Source organism: Telluria sp. PB2R4 (assembly GCF_059685695.1).
This window is the reverse complement of the sequence record NZ_JCASIC010000003.1, coordinates 203,522-226,021: the sequence shown is the minus strand read 5'-3', so window position 1 is coordinate 226,021 and position 22,500 is coordinate 203,522. Positions and strand designations below refer to the sequence as shown.

Genomic DNA, 22,500 nt, shown 5'->3' with positions numbered 1-22,500 from the left:
GCCGGAGTTTTCCTGATGATGCGTTCTGCCTTGCTGCTGGCCATGCTGGCCGCCGTCCCCCTCGCCCACGCTGCGCCAGACCTGACGACCATCTCGGAGCGTTCCGGCTTCCAGACCACCGGCCGCTACGATGAAGTCATCAAGCTGTGCGGCGAGTTTGCCAAGGCCTACCCGAAGCAGGTCAAGTGCATCGAGTTCGGCCGCACGCCGGAGAACCGCCCGATGCTGGCGCTGGTCGTCTCGAATACCGGCGCCTTCACCCCGCAGGCAGTGAAGAAGCAGGGCTTGCCGGTGACCCTGATCCAGGGCGGCATCCACGCCGGCGAGATCGACGGCAAGGACGCCGGCTTCCTGGCCCTGCGCGCAAGCCTGGACGGCAAGTTGGCCAAGGGCGCCCTGGATAAGCAGGTGCTGGTCTTCGTCCCGGTGTTCAACGTCGACGGCCACGAGCGCTTCGGCAAGTGGAACCGCCCGAACCAGCGCGGTCCGGTCGAGATGGGCTGGCGCACCACCGCCCAGAACTTCAATCTCAACCGCGACTACGTGAAGGCCGACGCGCCGGAAATGCAGGCCATGCTGAAACTTGTGGATGCCTGGGACCCGCTGACCTACGTCGACCTGCACGTCACCGATGGCGCCAAGTTCCAGCACGACGTCTCGATCCAGGTCGAGCCGGTGTACTCGGGCGACCCGGAATTCCGCAAGGCCGGCCTGGCCCTGCGCGCCAATGTAATCGCCGACATCGCCAAGCAAGGCTCGATGCCGCAGTCCTACTACATGTCGTTTGCCAAGACCGACGATCCGCAATCGGGCTTCATCGACAGCGTCTCGGATCCGCGCTTCTCGACCGGCTATTTCCCGCTGCGTAACCGCATGGCCCTGCTGGTCGAAACCCATTCGTGGAAGGACTATCCGACCCGCGTGCGCGTGACCCACAACACCGTGATCTCGATCCTCGACCAGGTCGCGAAGAACGGAAAGGCCTGGCGCCAGGCGGCGCTGGATGCCGACGCGCGCGCGGCCAAGCTGGCCGGTACCGAGGTCGCCCTGAGCTACCGCACCACCGACAAGACCGAGATGGTCGACTTCCAGGGCTACGCGTACACCCGCACCCAGTCCGACGTGTCGGGCATGCTGATGACGCGTTACGACGAAAGCCGGCCGCAGGTGTGGCGCGTGCCGCTGCGCGAAGAGGTCGTGCCCGACCGCCAGGTGACGGCCCCGCGCGCCGGTTACATCGTGCCGGCGGCCTGGGCCGACATGGTGGCGAAGAAGCTGGCGCTGCATGGCATCGCCTTCCGCAAGCTGGACAAGGCCATGGCGGAGGCCCGGGTCGAGACCTTCCGCGCCGACAAGGCGAGCTTCAGCGCCACGTCCTTCGAGTCGCACCAGCGCTTGAGCGTCGACGGCGCCTGGAAGCCGGAAGCGCGCGCCGTGTTGCGCGGTTCCTTGTTCGTGCCGGTCAACCAGCCGAAGGCGCGCCTGGTGGTGGCCATGCTGGAGCCGCAGGCGCCGGACTCGCTGCTGGCCTGGGGCATGTTCAACAACGCCTACGAGCGCAAGGAGTACATGGAAGAATACGTGGCCGAGGACGTGGCGCGCGAGCAGATGGCCGCCGACCCGGCGCTCGCCGCCGAATTCAAGCGCCGCGTCGAGACCGACCCGGCCTTTGCAAAAAATCCGCACGCGCGCCTCGAGTTCTTCGCCCGGCGCCACGCCTCGTGGGACGAGCGCTTCAACCTGTATCCGGTGCTGCGCACCAACGCAGCGCCTTGAAACGCAGCGGCGGCTAGCAGAGCTGGCCGCCGAACGGATCGCTGATGGTCTGCCTGGCGTAGTCGATGCCGCTCAGCTCCGCGTACTGCGCCATCGTGCGCACCGTGCCGAGGCCATAGGCGCCGGGCAGGCCGTCGCCCATCAGCAGACGGTTCAGGCGCCGCCTGGCGCGCTCGGTGAGATAGGTGGACTGGAAGGCGCGGCGTGCGTCGGTTTCGCCGTGCCAGTGGTGGGTCTCGTAGGGCGTGCCCTCGGTCTTGTACAGGTGGTAGACCGGGGTGGTGAGCGGGTGGAAGACGTCCCAGCCGCGCGTGAACGCGCGCACCGCCAGGCTCTGCTCTTCGCCGTGGAAGTACAGCCAGGGATCGTAGGGCACTTCCTCGACAAAGCTGCCGGCGGCGAACAGGAAGCCGGCCGACACGTGGCAACCCATCACCGGCTCGTTCGTGAACAGGTGGCGCGCCATGAAGCGCAGCACGGCGTCGTCGGGCGCCAGGTTCTTCTCGGGATGCGGGCGCAGCACCAGCGCGGTGCGGCCTTCGCTCGGGGTGTACTGCGGCTTGCCGTCGACCATGTCGAAGCGGTAGGGATAGGTGCTGATGATGGGCTTGGCCGAGCGCTCCACCAGCCGCGCATGCAGCTGGCGCAGCTGCTCGTCCCAGCCCGGCTCGAACAGGGTGTGCGAATCGACCTGCAGCAAAAAGCCTTCGCCGTCGTACAGGGAGAACGCGGCGCTGCGCGCCCAGCTCACCCCCAGCGTGTCCTGCGGATGCAGGTGCACATAGCGTACCTGGCGCGCGAAGGGCAGGGCCGCGATCGCGGCGCGCTGGTCCTCCACGTGCTGGTCGACCACGCCCAGCGACAGCAGCTCCGGGCGAGCGGCCTTCGTCACCGCGTCGTTCAGGGTGAAGAACAGCATCGGGTCGAGATAGGACGCAATGCTGATGAAGATCGTCGGGCTGGTCAGGATGCTCACGCGGTGATTCCATGGAAGGGGCCGGCGTCTGCCTTGAGCGCGCGCTGCACCGCCGATGCGGGAAGGTTCATCAGGAGCCGCACCAGTTCCGGCTGGCGGTTGGTGGCGGTCTTCTGGTAGATCGACATCAGCTGCTTGCGCACCGTGTCGTATTGTACGCCGAGCGTGTCGGCAATGCTCTTGAGGGGCAGGCCGTCGGCCAGCAGCGAGGCCACCCGGCACTCCGCGTGCGACAGGCCGAAGGCGGCGGTGAGCAGGTCGGAGTCGATGACCTGGGCCGAGGTCGGGTGGTAGAAGAACAGCATCACCAGCGGGCGCAGGCCGAAGCTGCCCATGGTGCGTTCCGGTACCAGCAGGGTGAAGAAGCCGTACAGGTCATCCTGCGCGGCGCCGGGCTCGCTGCTCATGTGCAGCGAGCGGAACGCCTTGCCGGCGGCTTCGCCCCCCGCCGCTTCGGATGCGAGGCCGAAGCGCACCTGGTGCTCCAATTCAGCGCACTGGTCGAGGAAGGTCTGGCGGTAGGCCTGCGGCAGCACCAGGCGATTCTCGAGCACCTGCACCAGGCTGGTCGAGCCGAGCAGGCAGCGCGCCGCCTCGTTGGCCAGCACCATGTCGCCACTGGTGGTCAGGAGCATTACCGGCTGGCGCAGTTTGTCGACCAGCGCGTGGCCCACGAGGGCCTGGGCCGAATACACGAATTGCGCCAGGCCCATGCGCACCGCGCGCTGCAGGTGCGGGCGCAGGCGGTCGAGGAAGGCCAGGGCGTCGGGCGGCATCGGGCCTTCCGTGGGGCGGCGCAGGCAGGCCAGCAGCACGGTGGCCTCGTCGTTCTCGACCAGCTTGCAGGCCGTCAGGTAGCGCGCCCCGTGCGGGATCAGGAACTCCTGGTAGAACGGGTCGCTGGCGACGAAGGCATCGTCGAAATGTTCATGGCAGTGCAGCCAGTCTTCCGTCCATTGGGTGCGCATCAGCCCGACGCGTGGATCGACGAACTGGTATTTCTGGATGTATTCCAGGTCGATCTGCGGCGCCATGTCGGCGCCGTCGCTGTACGACAGGGCGCCGTGCTGGGCATCGAAGGCGAGCAGGTGGATGGCGCGTCCGCCGACGGCCTCGTGCACGCATTCGAGCACACCGCGCCAGGCCGCCCGCCGGTCCAGCGTGTCGTAGATGAGGTTGACAGTATGGTCGAAGCGCGCCTGCGACAAGTCCAAGATTTACTCCGTTCAATAATCCGTACGCATCGTAACTGATACAAAGAAGTATTGAAACTACTGGTTGTAACCTGGTCACGACAATATTTCAACATAGAAATATCGTCAACAGGCGTGGGAACGCTAGGGAGCTGAAGGGGAGCTCAGCAAGACGGTCCGGACCGCGCCGCCGCCGGCTGGCGTGAGCTGGTACAGGCGGTCGTATTCGTCGTCGCCGATGTCGGCGCCGGGCGCGCCGCCGAACAGGCGCACCAGTTCCGGCAGGGTGTTCGAGTGGCCTACCACCAGCACCGGTCCCGACAGCGCCTTCACTTTCTCGACCAAAGCCTTCGGAGCGCGCGGATCGTACAGCTGCACCTCGAGCCCGAGACGCTGGGCCAGCGGCTGGGCGGTCTGGCGCGTGCGCTGGGTCGTCGAGCTGTGGATGCTCGTGATTCCGGTGCGCGCCAGGATGGCGGCAATCGCCTGCGCCCGCGCCTGGCCCTGCGGGGTCAGCTCCGGATCCTGGCCGACACTCGCCTTTTCGCCATGGCGCACCAGGTAGACCGCGCTCGGCTCGGCGAGTGCGGCGCCGGGCGCGAGAATGGCAAGGCTGAGGGACAGGCAGCGGAACAGGCGGGCGGGCAGGCTCATGGGAATCCTCTTGTAGGTCGGGACGAAAAAAAAGCAGGGTAGCATGCCCCTGCCTTTCTGTTAACGCTGCCGTTCGCCAGCCATTACAACTGCGTCAGCGAGATCGTATTCGCCACCGGCGTCGAGCACGGCTCCTCATCGAACGCGATATCGCCCAGCGGATTCGCCACGCCGTCGGTCTTCAGGTCGACGAAGCCGAACAGGTTCCGGTCCTGCAGGTGCGACGGCACCACGGTGCTCAAGGAGGAGAAGATGTTCTCCACGCGTCCCGGATGCTTTTTTTCCCACTCGCGCAGCATGTTCTTGATCTGCTTGCGCTGCAGGTTTTCCTGCGAGCCGCACAGGTCGCACGGGATGATCGGAAAGCCTTTCACTTCGGCGTAACGCTCGGTGTCGGCTTCCTTCACGTAGGCCAGCGGGCGGATCACCATGTGCTTGCCGTCGTCCGAGACCAGCTTGGCCGGCATGCCCTTCAGCTTCCCGCCGAAGAACATGTTCAGGAAGAAGGTTTCGAGAATGTCGTCGCGGTGGTGGCCGAGGGCGATCTTGTTGCAGCCGAGTTCATCTGCCACGCGGTACAGGATGCCGCGCCGCAGGCGCGAACACAGCGAGCAGGTGGTCTTGCCTTCCGGGACCAGGCGCTTGACGATGCTGTAGGTATCCTGGTTCTCGATGTGGTACGGCACGCCGAGTTTGTCGAGATAGGCCGGCAGGATGTCGGCCGGGAAGTTCGGCTGCTTCTGGTCGAGGTTGACGGCGACGATGTCGAAGTGGATCGGCGCGCGTTCGCGCAGGGTCATCAGGATGTCCAGCAGCGCGTAGCTGTCCTTGCCGCCCGACAGGCAGACCATCACCTTGTCGCCGTCTTCGATCATGTTGAAGTCGCCGATCGCCTGGCCGACCAGGCGGCACAGGCGCTTGTGCAGCTTGTTGTTTTCGAACGTGACTTTTTCCGCCTTCTTGGCGGCATCCGCGTTCAATTGGTCGAAATCCGCTTCGCTCATGCTTCTTCCTTCATCTGGAACACTTCCACGCCCACGCCTTCGCAGTCCGGGTACACGTCCGGCTTCATCGTCGAGACGCGCGCGGCGCGCACGCGCGGGTGGGTCAGCATGGCCTTGACCATGTCGTCGCACAGGGTTTCCTGCAGGTGGATGTGACCCTTCGAGATGCGCCTGGCGATGGTTTCGCGCATGAAGTCGTAGTCGACCACTTCCGACAACTGGTCGGCCTTTGGGGTCGACTGCTCGAGCGGGATGTAGAGGTCGACGTTGATCATGACACGCTGTTCCGCCTTTTTCTCGAAATCGTGCACGCCGATGTTGATCATCACTTCGTAATTGCGCAGGAACAGCCGGCGGCAGTTGCGCAAGCTCGGGTGAATCAGGGCGGATAACATGGGTAAAGCCTTATGAAAGTTTATTGGGTTCGGTCAGGAACATCACGTCGCGGTTCGATGGCGCCAGGTGCTGGCCGCCATCCACCAGCAGGGTGGTGCCGGTGAGGGCGCGCGCGCCGGCGGCATACACCACCGCGTCGGCAATGTCCTGCGGGGTCGAGGAGCGGCCCAGCGGCGTCATGCGGTGCGCCTGCGCGAAGCCTTCCTCGCTCTGCTCGCCCGACACCATCGTGATGCCCGGCGCCACGCCGACCACGCGCACCAGTGGCGCCAGCGCCTGCGCCAGCATCGTGGTGGCCGCGTGCAGCGCCGCTTTCGACAGCGTGTACGACAGAAAATCCGGGTTGAGATTGTACAGTTTCTGGTCCAGCAGGTTGATCACGACCGACTGGCTGCCAGCCGGCGTGGCGGCGTGCAGGGCCTGCGCCAGCAGGAGCGGCGCCGTCAGGTTCGCGCCCATGTGGGTGCTCAGCAAGGCCGGCGAGAAACTCGTTGCACTGTCGTATTCGAACAACGATGCATTATTAACCACGCAATTGATCACGCCCAGTTCCGCGGCGACGCGGCCGGGCAGGGCGCGCACCGCGTCCTCGATCAGCAGGTCGCAGGGGAACAGGGCGGCGCGCCGGCCGAGGGCGCGGATAGCCTCCGCCGTCTCTTGCGCCTCATGCTCGGAATGGCGGTAGTGCACGGCGATATCCCAGCCGGCGGCGGCCAGGCCGAGCGCGATTGCGCGGCCCAGGCGGCGGCCGGCGCCGGTCACCAGGGCGACCTTCGGGGCAATGTGTGCGGTTTCCATCATGCGTTGAACTATGCTGGGGTTGTTATGCTGCTTGTGTGCCGTTTCGCTACAATGCCGGCATGTCCCTGCCTCTACCCGCTCCCGACGCGCTCGCCGCGTCCCAATCCCTGCAACACCTGATCGCCGCCGAGATCGAACAGCTTGGCGGGGCGATGGCGTTTTCACGGTTCATGGAACTGGCGCTGTACGCACCGAGGCTCGGGTATTACAGCGGCGGCGCATCCAAGCTGGGCGCGAGCGGCGATTTCACCACCGCGCCCGAGATCTCGCCGCTGTTCGGCGCGGCGCTGGCGCGCGCGGCAGCCGCTATTATCGCCCAAAGCGCGCCCGACATCATCGAATTCGGCGCGGGCACCGGCAAGCTGGCGCGCGACGTGCTCACCGCGCTGAACGGGATGGGCGTGACGGTGCGCTCGTACACCATCATCGAACTGTCGGGGGAACTGCGCGCGCGCCAGCAGGAAGCATTGCAAGACCTGCCGCAGGTCCGCTGGCTGGACGGCATGCCTGACACCTTCAGCGGCGTGGTGCTGGCCAACGAGGTGCTCGATGCGATGCCGGTGGAACTGGTGATCCGCAAGGACGGGCGCTGGCAGCGCCAGATGGTGACGGTGGAAAATGGCGCTTTCGCCTTCGTGCAGCAGGCGCTGCCGCACGCGCTTGCGCTCCACCTTGCGCGCCAGGTTCCCGACGCCGAGCACCTGCCGGATGCTTATGTCACCGAGATCCACCCGGTGGCCGAAGGCTTCATGGCCTCGCTGGCTGCCATGATGCGGGGCGGGCGCGGCGCCGCCTTCCTGTTCGACTACGGCTTCCCGGCGCGCGAGTACTACCTCGACCAGCGCATGGGCGGCACCCTGATGTGCCACTACCGCCATCACTCCCACCCGGATCCGTTCTACCTGCCGGGCCTGCAGGACATCACCGCCCACGTCGACTTTACCGCGATGGCGCTAGCCGCGCAGGAAGCCGGGCTGCCGGTGCTGGCCTACATGAACCAGGCCTCCTTCCTGCTGGGCTGCGGCATCGGCGAGCTGCTGATGGAAACCGACCCCGCGGATGCCATCCGCTTCCTGCCGCAATCGAAGGCGGTGCAGAAGCTGGTGTCGCCGGCCGAGATGGGCGAACTGTTCAAGGTGCTGGTGGTGGGGCAGGGTGTGGACTTGCCTGACGCTATCGTGCGGGCCGACCGCTCCCACCGCCTGTAGAATTTTTGACATCTTGCGCTCTGGATACAAATCCGGCTAAGCTGTACCACCCGGCTTGTCCCCACCGGGGAACAGGCGCGCACTTTCGAGAACATGGCCAAGATCCATACCCATTATGACAACCTGAAGGTCGCGCGCGGCGCGCCGGCGGAAGTCATTCGGGCGGCGTACAAGGCTCTCAGCCAGAAATACCATCCCGACAAGAACCCGGGCGACGAAAAGGCCGCCCGCATCATGGCGATCGTCAACACCGCCTACAACACCCTGTCCGACCCGGTGCGCCGCAAGGAGCACGACGAGTGGATTGCCTCGGAAGAGTGGGAAGTCGAGTGGCTCGAAAGCACCGGCGCCGACGAGAGCGCCGGACAGGCGAACCGCGCCCCACGCCCCGACGCCTGGGAGCCGCGCGCCCCGGACACGCCGGTGCGCCGGCGTCCGGGCCTGATGCGCGACCCGCGCTGGTGGCTGGGCCTGGCGAGCTGCTTCGTGCTTGGCGCCGCTGCCGTCGTCTACCTGCTGGAGCCGCCGCGCGGCAAGCTGCCGGCGGCGCTGGCCTGGGCCGGCAAGCCCGATCCCGTGCCCGCCGTGCCCGCGGATCGTCCCGACGAGCTCGGCACAGACGCCAGCACCGAAGGCTGGGCGCGCCGCTTCGGCGGCGAAGGATCGGCGCCGCCGCCCGAGATCAAGGCGCTCGCCGTGACCCAGCTGGTGGTGCCGGCGCGCGCCCCCGACTGCGGCACCGACCTGCAAACCCTGATCGCCCCCAGCGGCGACCCGTGGCCGGCCGAATCCGGCTACCTGCCGGGCTACCCGGTCGGCAACAGCGGCAACGAGATGCAGGTCATGATCGACAACAGCGCCAATCCCTCGCCGGTCTTCGTCAAGCTCTACGACCTCGACCGCCGCTCGAACGTGCGCCACGCCTATGTGCAATCGCGCGCGAGTTTCCTGATCGACAAGCTGAGCGCCGGTAAGTACGAAGTCCGCTACCAGAACGTCCTGATCGGGAACAGCACCACCGAATGCCTGAACGGCCGCCGCGTCCCGCTGCGCCAGGCAGCCGCTGCTTTCGCGCCCGGCGGCTGAAGCCGCCACCCAGCATTTGTGGTTTTTTCCGCGCAACAACTTCCGATTGCGCCAGGTCTTTACCCGATTTAACTATTTTGGTTCCCGGCCGTAATATACTGGCCCGATGCAGTGCCAATGCAGCGGCTGCGCCACGCCCAACGCAGGCTAACCAAGAACCCATGAACGAACTGGAAGGCCTCACGGCCCTGATCATCGAGCCCCACTCGGGCATGCGCGCCAATATCCACAGCATGCTCAACATGTGTGGCCTGACGCGGATCGAGCACGCCAGTTCGTCCAACCTGGCGGTCAAGCACCTCGGGCTGCGCAGCTTCGACATGATCCTGTGCGAATACGATCTCGAGGGCGGCCAGGACGGCCAGCAGCTGCTGGAAGATGCGCGCCACCACAAGCTGATGCCGCTGTCGACCATGTTCTTCATGGTCACCGCCGAGGGCAACCACAGCAAGGTGGTCAGCGCCGCCGAGCTGGCGCCGACCGACTACATCCTCAAGCCCTTCACCGCCGACCGCCTGCTGGACCGCATCGCGCGCGCCCTCGACCGCCGCCGCGCCTTCATGCCGGTGTATACCCTGATGGAGGCGGGCGACCAGCGCGAAGCGATCGCAGCCTGCATCGAGGGCGAGCGCCTGCATCCGCGCTACGCGGTCGACTTCATGCGCCTGCGCGCCGAGCTGCACGTGTTCCTCGGCGAGCCGGACCAGGCCGAACCGATCTACCGCACGCTCATCGACCTCAAGGCCATCGCCTGGGCGCGCCTGGGCCTGGCGCGCACCCTGTTCCTGCGCAAGCAATTCGACGAAGCCAAGGGCATGCTGGAAGAGCTGGTGGACAGCAACCGCAACTTCGTCGACGCCTACGACTGGCTGGCGCGCACCCATGCGGCGGTGGGCGACCTGGGCAAGGCGCAGGCGGTGCTGGGCGACGCGGTGGCGGTGTCGCCGCATGCGGTGCGGCGCCTGCGCACGCTGGGCGAGACGGCTTTCGATGCCGGCGACCTCGATGCCGCCGACAAGGCGCTCAAGCAGGTGGTCGCCAAGGCCAAGTACTCCGAATTCCGCGACCCCGAAGACCACGTCAAGCTGGTGCGCACGCTGGTGAAAAAGGGCGACCCGGTGGCCGCGGCCTCGGTGATTCGCGACCTCGACCGCTCGATGGGCGGGCGCCCGGCGACCGCGCTGTGCAGTGCGATCTCCTCGGCCCTGCTGCACGAATACACCGGCAACGAAGCGCGCCTGAACGAATCGCTGGCCGCCGCGCTGGCCGCCTGCCCGGCCGTGCCGGCGCTGTCCAGCGAGCTGAAACTGGAGCTGGCGCGCACCTGCCTCGAGAACGACATGGAAGAGGGCGGCGCCGAGCTGGTGCGCGAGGTGATGCGCAATGCATCGAGCGACGCCGCCATGGCGCGTGCGATGGGCGTGCTGGAAGGGGCGGGCTTTCCCGACCTGGCGCGCACGCTGGCGCAGGAAAGCCGCCAGCACGTGGTCGACCTGGTGGCCGACGGCGCCGCGCGCGCCCGCAGCGGCGACTACCAGGGCGCGGTCGGCATGATGCTGGAAGCGGCGGGCAAGCTGCCGAACAACCCGGCGGTGGCCTTCAATGCCGCGCTGGCGACCCTGCGCTGCCTCGAGCACGACGGCTGGGACGACAAGCTCGGCCAGCAGGCCGTCAGCCTGATCGGCAACGTGCGCAAGCTCGACCCGGGCAACCCGAAGCTGGGCGCGCTGTCGGCCCTGCACCACCAGGTACTCAAGAAATACGAGCGCAACGCGCAGGGGCGTCCGGTCAAGCCGGCCAGGCCCGCCGCTGCGGCCTGAGAAAGAAGCGATGAAAAGAAGCGATGATTTGTAATGGCAGCAATGTTTGATTCGAGTCCCCCGGAAGGCGCGACCCGGCGCGTGCGCGCCGCGCTGATGCACAAGGTCTGCGGCGACGAAGAGATGTTCGCCCTCGGCGCCTCGATCGCGCGCGTGGTCGAAATGGCATCGAGCGACGACCACGGCACCCACGACCTGGCCTACTACGTGGTGTCCGACCCCGCGCTCACCCAGCGCATCCTGCGCCTGTCCAACACCATCCAGTACCGCACTGCGGGCGGCACGCCGGTGACGACGATCTCGCGCGCGATCTCGCTGCTCGGCTTCGACAACGTCAAGACCACGGCGCTGGCGATGCTGCTGGTCGACGCGCTCGCCAGCAGCGAACACGCCGGCAGCGTGCGCATGGAACTGGAAGCGGCCCTGTGCGCCAGCCTGGTGGGGCGCGAAATGGCGCGTCACAGCTTCTACCAGGGCGCCGAGGAAGCGGCGATCTGCGCGCTGTTCAAGAACCTGGGCCCGCTGCTGGTGGCCAGCCACGAGCACGAGCGCTACCGCGAGATCGGCGCCCTGGTCGCGGGCGGCAAGCATACGGTGGGGCAGGCCTCGCAGATGATCCTGGGCTGCAGCTACGACGCGCTGTCGCAGGCGGTGCTGGCCGAATGGAAGATCCCGGACGTGATCGTGCGCGCCCAGGCCGCACTGCCAAACGCCAGCCTGAGGGTGGCCGGCAACCGCGGCGAGTGGATGCGCCAGGTCGCCGCACTCGGTCTCGACGTGGCGCGCCTGCTGGCCCGGACCCACGAGCCGGCCGGCTCGCCGGAGGCGGCGGCGCTGCTGGCCCGCTACGGCGACGCGCTCGACCTCGATCGGGACCGCATGGACGGATTGATGTCGTCGGTGCAGGAAGGCATGCGCGGCCTGATGGAGAGCATGAACATGCAGCCCTCGCCCAGGAGCGAGCCGGATGGCGGCTCCGGCTTGCAGGGCGGGCTTCCCAACGTCCTGCAGCTGGCCACGCTGGACGCGGGCGAAGAAGAGCAGGTCGGTACGCACCCGAGCGGCAAGCCGAAGAACGCGCGCGACCTGCTGCTGGCCGGGGTGCAGGACGTGACCCAGATGCGCGCCTCCGGCAGCAAGGTCAACGACGTGGTGCTGGCCGTGCTCGAGACCCTGTACGGTGCGCTGGGCTTTCGCTTCGCCACCGTGTGCCTGAAGGATGCGAAGAGCGGCCAGTACCGGGCGCGCGCCGTGCTGGGCGAAGACAGCGGCAGGCTGCAGGCCGGCTTCGCCTTCCCGGTAACGTCGAACCGTGACCTGTTCCACCTGGCGATGGAGAACGACGCCGACCTGATGATCTCCGACGCGTCCAGCCCGAAGATCCGCGACCTGCTGCCCGAATGGCACCGCCGGCTGCTGCCGGATGCGCGCAGCTTCATCGTGCTGCCGCTGGTGGTGGGCAAGGTGCAACTGGGCCTGTTCTATGCGGACCGCGGCTTGAGCGCGGAAGAGGGCGTGCCGCCGGACGAAACGGCCTTGATCAAGGCCCTCAAGGGGCAGGTGCTGGCGGCGCTGGCGCCGTAATTTCTCCATCCCCTGCAATTCCCGCAAAATCACCCTTGTGGTTTTGCATCCCGCCCGTTACAATCACGCCCCGAAGCAACGCTGCTATGCGAAGCGGACAAAGTCCGGTGAATCATAGTTGACACTATGTTGAGCTTGCTTCATACTCTGCGGTTCTTCGCGGTGGGGTGGCCGAGTGGTTAAAGGCAGCAGACTGTAAATCTGCCCTCTCTGAGTACGCTGGTTCGAATCCAGCCCCCACCACCAAAAAGAAGAGTCGTGAAGTGAATTGAAAGAAGTTGTACCTCGCGGGTGTAGCTCAATGGTAGAGCAGAAGCCTTCCAAGCTTACGACGAGGGTTCGATTCCCTTCACCCGCTCCAGTGATTCGCGGTGTGTTTCAACACTGCACAAATAAGCCCTTGTAGCTCAGTGGTAGAGCACTCCCTTGGTAAGGGAGAGGCCACGTGTTCAATCCACGTCAAGGGCACCAGAATTTTGTACGGCAGTCCGTAGCGCTTGTCCGTCAGTCGTGCCTGGTAATTCTCAAAAAAATCGTTAGATCTTAGGAGTCTCAAATGGCAAAAGGTAAATTCGAACGGACCAAGCCGCACGTCAACGTCGGCACCATCGGTCACGTTGACCACGGCAAAACCACCCTGACGGCAGCAATCGCAACCGTCCTGTCGAAGAAGTTCGGCGGCGAAGCCAAGGCATACGACCAGATCGACGCGGCTCCGGAAGAAAAAGCACGCGGCATCACCATCAACACCGCGCACGTCGAATACGAAACCGCGAACCGTCACTACGCGCACGTCGACTGCCCAGGCCACGCCGACTACATCAAGAACATGATTACCGGTGCCGCGCAGATGGACGGCGCGATCCTGGTGTGCTCGGCCGCTGACGGCCCAATGCCACAGACCCGCGAGCACATCCTGCTGGCGCGTCAGGTTGGCGTTCCGTACATCATCGTGTTCCTGAACAAGTGCGACCTGGTCGACGACGCAGAACTGCTGGAACTGGTCGAAATGGAAGTCCGCGAGCTCCTCTCGAAGTACGAGTTCCCAGGCGACGACCTGCCAATCATCAAGGGTTCGGCACGTATGGCGCTGGAAGGCCAGCCAGGCGAAATGGGCGAAGAGTGCATCGTGAAGCTGGCTGAAGCCCTGGACACCTACATCCCGACTCCGGAACGTGCCGTCGACGGCGCCTTCCTGATGCCGGTTGAAGACGTGTTCTCGATCTCGGGCCGCGGTACCGTGGTGACCGGTCGTGTCGAGCGCGGCATCATCAAGGTCGGCGAAGAGATCGAAATCGTCGGTATCATCGACACCGTGAAGACCACCTGCACCGGCGTGGAAATGTTCCGCAAGCTGCTGGACCAGGGTCAAGCTGGCGACAACGTCGGCCTGCTGCTGCGCGGTACCAAGCGTGAAGACGTCCAGCGTGGCCAGGTTCTGGCCAAGCCGGGCTCGATCAAGCCGCACAACCACTTCACCGGTGAGATCTACGTCCTGTCGAAAGACGAAGGCGGCCGTCACACCCCGTTCTTCAATAACTACCGTCCTCAGTTCTACTTCCGTACGACTGACGTGACCGGTTCGATCGAGCTGCCAGCGGACAAAGAAATGGTCATGCCAGGCGACAACGTGTCGATCACCGTCAAGCTGATCAACCCGATCGCGATGGAAGAAGGCCTGCGCTTCGCAATCCGCGAAGGTGGCCGTACCGTCGGCGCCGGCGTGGTTGCCAAGATCATTGCCTAATAGGTAGTGTAAGAGGGAAGCGAAACAACGCTTCCCTCGAACAGCATTGTCTGGTACACGCGTACCATGTATAATGCTGGATTCAGCGAGAAGTTTTCGTAGGGGTGTAGCTCAATTGGCAGAGCGTCGGTCTCCAAAACCGAAGGTCGCGGGTTCGATTCCCTCCGCCCCTGCCACCGAATTCTGGTGCGTAGGCACCGAAAGTAAAGAAGATGTCCAATCAATCCGTGCAAACTGTCAGCACCTCGAATGACAAGTTCAAGGTCGCCCTGGCGGTGGTTGCCACGATTGCAGGCGTTGTCGGGTTCTTTTACCTGAAAGGCCAGAACAAACCAGCCTTGGTCGCCGCCGGCGCCCTCGTGGCTGGTTTAGTTTTTGCTGTCCTGCTTTTGTGGACCTCCACTACCGGTCGTGATTTCCTGAGCTTCGCCAAGGAGTCGGTGCGCGAAACCAAGAAAGTTGTTTGGCCGACCCGTCGGGAAGCTACCCAGATCACCGGCATCGTGTTCGCCTTTGTGGTCGTTACGGCGATTTTCCTCTGGGGCACGGATAAGGTTCTCGAGTTCCTGTTGTACGACCTGATCCTGGGATGGAAAAACTGATGAGCGAAAACGTGCAAGACAATGCGCCGGGCAGTGACCCGGCGCAAGACGCTGGTACGCCAGAGAGCGCTCCTGTGAGCACCCCGGTGAACAACAAGCGCTGGTACGTCGTCCACGTCTACTCCGGTATGGAAAAGAGCGTGATGCGCGCCCTGATGGAGCGCATCGAGCGCGCCGGCATGCAGCAGCAGTTCGGCCAGATCCTGGTCCCGACCGAAGAAGTGGTCGAGATGCGCAACGGCACCAAGGCAGTTTCCGAGCGTCGTTTCTTCCCGGGCTATGTCCTGGTTGAGATGGAAATGACCGACGAGACCTGGCACTTGGTCAAGAACACCTCGAAAGTCACCGGCTTCATCGGCGGCAAGTCGAACAAGCCGACGCCGATCCCGGCGCGCGAGATCGACAAGATCATGCAGCAAGTCCAGGAAGGCGTCGAAAAGCCGCGTCCGAAAGTGCTGTACGAAGTGGGCGAGCAGGTTCGCATCAAGGAAGGCCCGTTCACCGACTTCAACGGCAACGTCGAGGAAGTGAACTACGAAAAATCGAAGGTGCGGGTGTCTGTCACCATCTTCGGCCGCGCGACTCCGGTGGAGCTGGAGTTCGGGCAGGTAGAAAAGGTTTAAACGCTGTAATCGGAGCGTCGCGCAGTAAGGCGGAATCCGGTAAGAGGAGCCCCGCCAGAGTAGTAGTGGTGGGGCGCTACTACTCAAAGCCAATCTAGGAGCACTCCATGGCAAAGAAGATTATTGGCTTTATCAAGCTGCAAGTCGCAGCCGGTAAAGCAAACCCATCCCCACCGATCGGCCCAGCACTGGGTCAGCGCGGCCTGAACATCATGGAATTCTGCAAGGCGTTCAACGCCCAGACCCAGGGTTTCGAGCCGGGCATGCCGATTCCAGTCGTGATCACCGCGTTCGCCGACAAGTCCTTCACCTTCGTGATGAAGACCCCACCGGCAACCTACCTGATCAAGAAAGCCGCTGGCATCACCAAGGGTTCGCCGAAGCCACATACCGACAAGGTTGGCACGCTGAGCCGTGCCCAGGCTGAAGAAATCGCAAAAACCAAGCAGCCGGACCTGACCGCAGCCGACATGGACGCCGCAGTGCGTATCATCGCCGGTTCGGCACGTTCGATGGGCATCACGGTGGAGGGTGTGTAATGGCTAAGCTGTCCAAGCGCGTCAAGGCAATGAAAGAAAAAGTGGACCGTAACAAGGTCTACGCGTTCGACAACGCAGTGTCGATCATCAAGGAATTCGCAACCGCCAAGTTCAACGAGTCGATCGACGTGTCGATCCAGCTCGGCGTGGACCCGAAGAAGTCGGACCAGGTTGTCCGCGGTTCGGTCGTTCTGCCAGCAGGCACCGGCAAGACCGTGCGCGTCGCTGTCTTCGCTTCGGGCGACAAGGCTGAAGCTGCCAAGGCAGCCGGCGCCGACATCGTCGGTATGGAAGATCTGGCCGAGATGGTCAAGGCCGGCAACATGCCGTTCGACATCGTCATCGCTTCGCCAGACACCATGCGTATCGTCGGTACCCTGGGCCAGATCCTGGGCCCACGCGGCCTGATGCCGAACCCGAAGGTCGGCACCGTGACCCCGGACGTCGCAACCGCCGTCAAGAACGCCAAAGCCGGTCAGGTCCAGTACCGTACCGACAAGGCAGGTATCGTCCACGCGACGATCGGCCGCAAGTCGTTCTCGGACGAGCAGCTGAAGACCAACCTGTCGGCACTGCTGGAAGCCCTGAACAAGGCCAAGCCGGCAAGCTCGAAGGGTGTGTACCTGCGCAAGGTCGCCCTGTCGTCGACCATGGGCGCTGGCGTCCGTGTCGATCACGCTTCGATCGCTGCTTAATAGTATTGAATTCAGTCTTCGCCAGAAATGGCGAAGCGCATCTTTGGGCTGGTGAGGCGGCAACGTCTCGCCAGGCAGTCAAAGACCGTTGGGCCAAAGGCAGCAGGCAGGCTGGAGGTTAATAGACCACCCAACGCAGATGGTGTACCCGAACAAGTTTTGTAGTCCACGCTGCGTGAGTGCATCCGCGTCAGATTGGCTTCTTAACTTCGGACGCCGTGTTCGAACCGATGCAGGCGCTGTTGCTTGCATCATTTAAGGAGATTGACCGTGGGTCTTAATCTGAATGACAAAAAGGTCGTCGTCGAAGAAGTGAGCGCGAAAGTAGCAACCGCGCAAACGATCGTCGTGGCTGAGTACCGTGGCATCCAGGTTGCTCACTTGACCAAGCTCCGTGCAACCGCACGTGCCCAGGGCGTGTACCTGCGTGTTCTGAAGAACACGCTGGCTCGTCGCTCTGTCGAAGGCACGCAGTTTGCCTCGCTGGCTGATTCCATGACCGGTCCGCTGATCTATTCGATCTCGGACGACGCCGTTGCTGCAGCAAAAGTCATCAATGACTTCGCTAAAACCAACGACAAGCTGGTCGTGAAAGCCGGTAACTACGCAGGTAAGCAGCTCGATGTAGCTGGCGTTACCGCGTTGGCAAGCATCCCGTCCCGTGAAGTCCTCATCTCGCAGCTGTTGGGCGTCATGCTGGCACCGGTTTCGGGCTTTGCACGTGGTCTGGCTGCCCTGGCAGCGAAAAAAGGCGAAGGTTCGGAAGCTGCTCCAGCAGCCGAAGAAACCGCCGCAGCTTAATAGCCGCGCCTTTTTTCTCAAGTACCAACCTGAACTACACACACAACATATTTGGAGTTTCAAATGGCAATTAGCAAAGACGATATCCTGAACGCAGTGAGCGAAATGTCCGTCATGGACCTGAACGAACTGGTCAAGGCATTCGAAGAGAAGTTCGGCGTGTCGGCAGCTGCAATGGCAGCACCGGCAGCTGGCGGCGGCGCTGCTGCTGCTGCTGTCGAAGAGCAGACCGAGTTCAACGTGGTCCTGACCGAAGTCGGCGCCAACAAGGTCGGCGTCATCAAGGCAGTCCGCGAAATCACCGGCCTGGGTCTGAAGGAAGCCAAAGACGTCGTCGACGGCGCACCGAAGACCGTGAAAGAAGCCCTGCCGAAAGCAGACGCTGAAGCCGCCAAGAAGAAGCTGGAAGAAGCTGGCGCCAAGGCCGAGCTGAAGTAATACATATGCATTGGGCACTCTTGATGGGTGCCCAGCGCGGGAGTCAAAGCTTGCGGAACTTTCCGAAAGGAAGGGGAAGCTGCTTTGGCTCTTTTGTCGTCCCTGCGGCAAACGCAAACGACATCCGGGTGTTCCGTATCACCGGTAGTAAAAAAGCAGGTTCAGGCAACACCCAGCAGCACCGGCTTCAGAAATATCGTAACACAGCAGTACGGCTGTCTTAATCATCTGGCGGGAAAGCAGAGGCTTCAGGCCTTGCGTGTGGTGACTCCACCACTGGCAATTCCTGAATTCTCATCCTTTCTGTCACTCACGGAGTGTCCATGCACTACTCATTTACTGAGAAGAAGCGCATTCGCAAGTCGTTCGCGAAGCGCGCCAACGTTCACAACGTTCCCTATCTTCTGGCTACCCAGCTCGAATCCTACGAGAATTTCCTGCAAGCGGACGCCGTTCCCTCCGTGCGCAAGAACGAGGGCCTGCAGTCGGCCTTCAGCTCCATCTTCCCTATCGTTTCGCACAATGGTTTTGCGCGCCTCGAGTTCCTGTCCTATGTGCTGGGCGACCCTGCGTTTGACGTGAAAGAGTGCCAGCAGCGCGGCCTGACCTTCGCGTCGCCGCTGCGCGCCAAGGTGCGTCTGGTGATCCTGGACAAGGAATCGCCGACCAAGCCGGTCGTGAAGGAAATGAAAGAGCAGGAAGTGTACATGGGCGAACTGCCGCTGATGACCACGAACGGTTCGTTCGTCATCAACGGTACCGAGCGCGTCATCGTCTCGCAGCTGCACCGCTCGCCTGGCGTGTTCTTCGAACACGACCGCGGCAAGACCCACTCGTCGGGCAAGCTGCTGTTCTCGGCCCGTATCATTCCTTACCGCGGCTCGTGGCTGGACTTCGAGTTCGACCCGAAGGACATCCTGTTCTTCCGCGTCGACCGCCGCCGCAAGATGCCGGTCACGATCCTGCTGAAGGCCATCGGCATGACGCCGGAGCAGATCCTGGCGAACTTCTTCGTCTTCGACAATTTCACCCTCCGCAGTGAAGGCGGCGAGCTGGAGTTCGTGTCCGAACGCCTGCGCGGCGAAGTTGCGCGCTTCGACATCGTCGATCCGAAGTCGGGCAAGACCATCGTCACCAAGGACAAGCGTATCAACGCCAAGCACGTCCGTGACATCGAAGCTGCCGGCATCAAGAGCATCTCGGTGCCTGAAGACTACCTGCTGGGCCGCGTGCTGGCCAAGAACATCGTCGACCAGGACACCGGCGAGATCATCGCCGTCGCCAACGACGAGCTGACCGAAGAGCTGCTGGGCAAGCTGCGCGACGCCAGCGTGACCGACATCCAGACGCTGTACACCAACGACCTGGACCAGGGCGGCTACATCTCGCAGACCCTGCGCACCGACGACACCGCCGACCAGACCGCCGCACGCGTGGCGATCTACCGCATGATGCGTCCTGGCGAACCGCCAACCGAAGAATCGGTCGAAGCGCTGTTCAACGGCCTGTTCTACATGCCGGAACGCTACGACCTGTCGGCTGTCGGCCGCATGAAGTTCAACCGCCGTATCGGCCGTGACGAACTCGTGGGCGACATGACCCTGTCGAACGAAGACATCCTGGCCGTGATCAAGATCCTGGTCGAGCTGCGCAATGGCCGCGGCGAAGTCGACGATATCGATCACCTGGGTAACCGCCGCGTGCGTTGCGTCGGCGAACTGGCCGAAAACCAGTTCCGTGCCGGCCTGGTGCGCGTGGAACGCGCCGTCAAGGAACGCCTCGGCCAGGCCGAAGCGGACAACCTGATGCCGCACGACCTGATCAACAGCAAGCCGATCTCGGCCGCGATCCGCGAATTCTTCGGTTCGTCGCAGCTGTCGCAGTTCATGGACCAGACCAACCCGCTGTCGGAAGTCACCCACAAGCGCCGCGTCTCGGCACTTGGCCCGGGCGGCCTGACCCGCGAACGTGCAGGCTTCGAGGTGCGCGACGTGCACCCGACCCACTACGGCCGCGTGTGCCCGATCGAAACGCCTGAAGGCCCGAACATCGGCCTGATCAACTCGCTGGCACTGTACGCCCGCCTGAACGAATACGGCTTCCTGGAAACCCCGTACCGCAAGGTCGACGGCTCCAAGGTCACCGACAAGATCGAATACCTGTCGGCGATCGAAGAAGGCCGCTACATCATCGCGCAGGCGAACGCCGCGATCAATGAAGAAGGCCAGCTGGTCGACGAACTGGTGTCGGCACGTGAAGCCGGCGAAACCATCCTGGTCTCGCCAGAGCGCATCCAGTACATGGACGTGGCTCCAGGCCAGATCGTGTCGGTTGCAGCTTCGCTGATTCCGTTCCTCGAGCACGATGACGCGAACCGTGCACTGATGGGCGCCAACATGCAGCGCCAGGCCGTGCCTTGCCTGCGTCCGGAAAAAGCCTTTGTCGGTACCGGCATCGAGCGCACCGTGGCAGTCGACTCGGGCACCACCGTGCAGGCGCTGCGTGGCGGTGTGGTGGACTACATCGATGCGGGCCGTGTGGTCATCCGCGTCAACGACGACGAGGCGCAAGCCGGCGAAGTCGGTGTGGACATCTACAACCTGATCAAGTACACCCGTTCGAACCAGAACACCAACATCAACCAGCGTCCGATCGTGCAAGTGGGCGATCGCGTGGCCCGCGGCGACGTCATCGCCGACGGCGCCTCGACCGACCTGGGCGAGCTGGCCCTGGGCCAGAACATGCTGGTGGCGTTCATGCCGTGGAACGGCCTGAACTTCGAAGACTCGATCCTGATCTCGGAAAACGTGGTCAAGGACGACCGCTACACCTCGATCCACATCGAAGAGCTGAGCGTCGTCGCACGTGACACCAAGCTGGGCGCGGAAGAAATCACCCGCGACATCTCGAACCTGGCCGAGAACCAGCTGGCGCGCCTGGATGAATCGGGCATCGTGTACATCGGCGCCGAAGTGCAGGCTGGCGACGTGCTGGTCGGTAAGGTCACCCCGAAGGGCGAGACCCAGCTGACCCCGGAAGAGAAGCTGCTGCGCGCAATTTTCGGTGAAAAGGCGTCGGATGTTAAAGATACCTCGCTGCGCGTGCCTTCGGGCATGGTCGGCACCGTCATCGACGTGCAGGTGTTCACCCGCGAAGGCATCCAGCGCGACAAGCGCGCCCAGCAGATCATCGACGATGAGCTCAAGCGCTACCGCCTGGACCTGAACGACCAGATGCGTATCGTGGAAGGCGACGCCTTCCAGCGTCTGGAGCGCATGCTGATCGGTAAAGTGGTCAACGGCGGTCCGAAGAAGCTGGCCAAGGGCGCGGCGATCACCGCCGAATACCTGGCGGACCTGGACAAGTTCCACTGGTTCGACATCCGCCCAAGCGACGACGACACCGCGAACGCCCTGGAAGCGATCAAGGAATCGATCAACGAGAAGCGCCACCAGTTCGACCTGGCCTTCGAAGAGAAGCGCAAGAAGCTGACGCAAGGCGACGAGCTGCAGCCTGGCGTGCAGAAGATGGTCAAGGTCTACCTGGCCGTCAAGCGCCGCCTGCAGTCGGGCGACAAGATGGCGGGCCGCCACGGTAACAAGGGTGTGGTCTCGCGTATCGTGCCGGTGGAAGACATGCCGTTCATGGCGGATGGTACGCCTGCCGACGTCGTGCTGAACCCGCTGGGCGTTCCGTCGCGTATGAACGTCGGTCAGATCCTCGAAACCCACCTCGGTTGGGCGGCGAAGGGCCTGGGCCTGCGTATCGGTGACATGCTGCGCGCCTCGGCGAAGGCAGAAGAAGTGCGCGGCTTCCTGGGCAAGATCTACAACGAGACCGGCCGCAAGGAAGACCTCGACAGCTTCAGCGATGAAGAGATCCTGACCCTGGCGAACAACCTCAAGAACGGCGTGCCGTTCGCGACCCCGGTGTTCGACGGTGCGCACGAAACCGAAATCCGCCGCATGCTCGACCTGGCCTTCCCGGACGACATCGCCGCCAACCTCGGCATGACCCCGTCGAAGAACCAGGTCACGATGTTCGACGGCCGTACCGGCGAAGCATTCGAGCGCAAGGTCACCGTCGGCTTCATGCACATGCTGAAGCTGCACCACCTGGTGGACGACAAGATGCACGCGCGTTCGACCGGCCCGTACTCGCTGGTGACGCAGCAGCCGCTGGGCGGTAAAGCCCAGTTCGGTGGCCAGCGCTTCGGTGAGATGGAAGTGTGGGCACTGGAAGCCTACGGCGCGTCCTACGTGCTGCAGGAAATGCTGACTGTGAAGTCGGACGACGTGAATGGCCGTACCAAGGTGTACGAGAACCTGGTCAAGGGCGATCACGTGATCGATGCCGGCATGCCGGAATCGTTCAACGTGCTGGTGAAGGAAATCCGTTCGCTGGGTATCGACATCGATCTCGAGCGCAACTAAGCAGGGCCAGCATGGCCGCCAGCCTTCGGGCTGGGCCTGCTGTCCTTGACACGTCGCCCCGGCGCAGGCCGTGGCGCAAGCCCAGCGGAAAAGCTGGCAAACTTGGATCCCCGCCTGTGCGGGG

Annotated in this window: 19 protein-coding genes and 4 tRNA genes; 17 read left to right on the top strand and 6 right to left on the bottom strand. The window is 63.7% G+C overall.

Going from position 1 to position 22,500, the window contains the following annotated elements:
* Positions 1-15: 15 nt before the first annotated feature.
* The gene (locus tag AC56LU_RS07125; protein ID WP_497174892.1) at positions 16-1,776 is read left to right on the top strand and encodes a M14 family metallopeptidase; all 1,761 of its coding nucleotides are present in this window, start codon (positions 16-18) and stop codon (positions 1,774-1,776) included.
* A gap of 13 nt (positions 1,777-1,789) precedes the next feature.
* Here the strand turns inward: AC56LU_RS07125 and AC56LU_RS07120 are convergent, their stop codons facing one another.
* The 6 genes from AC56LU_RS07120 to AC56LU_RS07095 all read right to left on the bottom strand — a co-directional run bounded on the left by AC56LU_RS07120 (position 1,790) and on the right by AC56LU_RS07095 (position 6,800).
* Positions 1,790-2,752 carry a GlcNAc-transferase family protein gene (locus AC56LU_RS07120; protein WP_497174891.1) on the bottom strand — a complete coding sequence of 321 codons (963 nt, stop codon included), beginning with the start codon at positions 2,750-2,752 and terminating at the stop codon, positions 1,790-1,792.
* Positions 2,749-3,966 carry a helix-turn-helix transcriptional regulator gene (locus AC56LU_RS07115; protein WP_497174890.1) on the bottom strand — a complete coding sequence of 406 codons (1,218 nt, stop codon included), beginning with the start codon at positions 3,964-3,966 and terminating at the stop codon, positions 2,749-2,751. Before AC56LU_RS07115 ends, AC56LU_RS07120 begins: the two co-directional genes overlap by 4 nt.
* Before the next feature lie 123 nt (positions 3,967-4,089).
* Positions 4,090-4,599, bottom strand: coding sequence for a phosphoglycerate mutase family protein (locus tag AC56LU_RS07110; RefSeq protein WP_497174889.1), 510 nt, complete (start codon positions 4,597-4,599; stop codon positions 4,090-4,092).
* An 83-nt stretch (positions 4,600-4,682) separates the two neighbouring features.
* Complete coding sequence (gene ttcA / locus AC56LU_RS07105) at positions 4,683-5,603, bottom strand: tRNA 2-thiocytidine(32) synthetase TtcA (protein ID WP_497174888.1); 921 nt, start codon at positions 5,601-5,603, stop codon at positions 4,683-4,685.
* A complete protein-coding gene (locus tag AC56LU_RS07100) occupies positions 5,600-5,998 on the bottom strand; it encodes a dihydroneopterin aldolase (protein WP_497174887.1) in 399 nt (132 codons plus the stop codon). Before AC56LU_RS07100 ends, ttcA begins: the two co-directional genes overlap by 4 nt.
* Positions 5,999-6,008: 10 nt before the next feature.
* Positions 6,009-6,800: an SDR family oxidoreductase gene (locus tag AC56LU_RS07095; RefSeq protein WP_497174886.1), complete on the bottom strand. Its 792-nt coding sequence runs from the start codon at positions 6,798-6,800 to the stop codon at positions 6,009-6,011.
* A 59-nt stretch (positions 6,801-6,859) separates the two neighbouring features.
* Here AC56LU_RS07095 and AC56LU_RS07090 point away from each other — a divergent pair, with 59 nt between their 5' ends.
* The 16 genes from AC56LU_RS07090 (at position 6,860) to rpoB (ending at position 22,376) form a co-directional block, all read left to right on the top strand.
* Positions 6,860-8,008, top strand: a complete 1,149-nt coding sequence (locus AC56LU_RS07090; RefSeq protein ID WP_497174885.1) for a class I SAM-dependent methyltransferase — start codon at positions 6,860-6,862, stop codon at positions 8,006-8,008.
* A 93-nt stretch (positions 8,009-8,101) separates the two neighbouring features.
* Positions 8,102-9,094: a J domain-containing protein gene (locus AC56LU_RS07085; RefSeq protein WP_497174884.1), complete on the top strand. Its 993-nt coding sequence runs from the start codon at positions 8,102-8,104 to the stop codon at positions 9,092-9,094.
* A 161-nt stretch (positions 9,095-9,255) separates the two neighbouring features.
* Complete coding sequence (locus tag AC56LU_RS07080; protein WP_497174883.1) at positions 9,256-10,914, top strand: response regulator; 1,659 nt, start codon at positions 9,256-9,258, stop codon at positions 10,912-10,914.
* A 33-nt stretch (positions 10,915-10,947) separates the two neighbouring features.
* On the top strand, positions 10,948-12,498 hold the full coding sequence (locus AC56LU_RS07075) for an HDOD domain-containing protein (RefSeq protein WP_497174882.1): 1,551 nt from the start codon (positions 10,948-10,950) through the stop codon (positions 12,496-12,498).
* A gap of 161 nt (positions 12,499-12,659) precedes the next feature.
* Positions 12,660-12,744, top strand: a tRNA-Tyr gene (locus AC56LU_RS07070).
* A 41-nt stretch (positions 12,745-12,785) separates the two neighbouring features.
* Positions 12,786-12,859, top strand: a tRNA-Gly gene (locus AC56LU_RS07065).
* A gap of 35 nt (positions 12,860-12,894) precedes the next feature.
* Positions 12,895-12,969: transfer RNA gene (locus AC56LU_RS07060), tRNA-Thr, on the top strand.
* An 85-nt stretch (positions 12,970-13,054) separates the two neighbouring features.
* Positions 13,055-14,245 (top strand): elongation factor Tu, encoded by a 1,191-nt coding sequence (gene tuf, locus AC56LU_RS07055; protein WP_497174818.1) that lies wholly within the window; start codon positions 13,055-13,057, stop codon positions 14,243-14,245.
* Positions 14,246-14,345: 100 nt separating this feature from the next.
* A tRNA-Trp gene (locus tag AC56LU_RS07050) sits at positions 14,346-14,421 on the top strand.
* Positions 14,422-14,457: 36 nt separating this feature from the next.
* Positions 14,458-14,847, top strand: a complete 390-nt coding sequence (gene secE / locus AC56LU_RS07045) for a preprotein translocase subunit SecE (RefSeq protein WP_497174881.1) — start codon at positions 14,458-14,460, stop codon at positions 14,845-14,847.
* Positions 14,847-15,470: a transcription termination/antitermination protein NusG gene (gene nusG, locus AC56LU_RS07040; protein ID WP_497174880.1), complete on the top strand. Its 624-nt coding sequence runs from the start codon at positions 14,847-14,849 to the stop codon at positions 15,468-15,470. The genes secE and nusG overlap by 1 nt, the downstream gene beginning before the upstream one ends.
* A 107-nt stretch (positions 15,471-15,577) precedes the next feature.
* Positions 15,578-16,009 carry a 50S ribosomal protein L11 gene (rplK, locus tag AC56LU_RS07035; RefSeq protein ID WP_027868021.1) on the top strand — a complete coding sequence of 144 codons (432 nt, stop codon included), beginning with the start codon at positions 15,578-15,580 and terminating at the stop codon, positions 16,007-16,009.
* Complete coding sequence (gene rplA, locus AC56LU_RS07030) at positions 16,009-16,704, top strand: 50S ribosomal protein L1 (RefSeq protein WP_497174879.1); 696 nt, start codon at positions 16,009-16,011, stop codon at positions 16,702-16,704. Before rplK ends, rplA begins: the two co-directional genes overlap by 1 nt.
* Before the next feature lie 270 nt (positions 16,705-16,974).
* Positions 16,975-17,505 carry a 50S ribosomal protein L10 gene (gene rplJ, locus AC56LU_RS07025; protein WP_497174878.1) on the top strand — a complete coding sequence of 177 codons (531 nt, stop codon included), beginning with the start codon at positions 16,975-16,977 and terminating at the stop codon, positions 17,503-17,505.
* Positions 17,506-17,568: 63 nt separating this feature from the next.
* Entirely contained in the window at positions 17,569-17,943 is a 375-nt protein-coding gene (gene rplL / locus AC56LU_RS07020; RefSeq protein WP_497174877.1) for a 50S ribosomal protein L7/L12, read from the top strand.
* Positions 17,944-18,266: 323 nt separating this feature from the next.
* Positions 18,267-22,376 carry a DNA-directed RNA polymerase subunit beta gene (gene rpoB, locus AC56LU_RS07015; protein WP_497174876.1) on the top strand — a complete coding sequence of 1,370 codons (4,110 nt, stop codon included), beginning with the start codon at positions 18,267-18,269 and terminating at the stop codon, positions 22,374-22,376.
* The last annotated feature ends 124 nt before the right edge of the window (positions 22,377-22,500 follow it).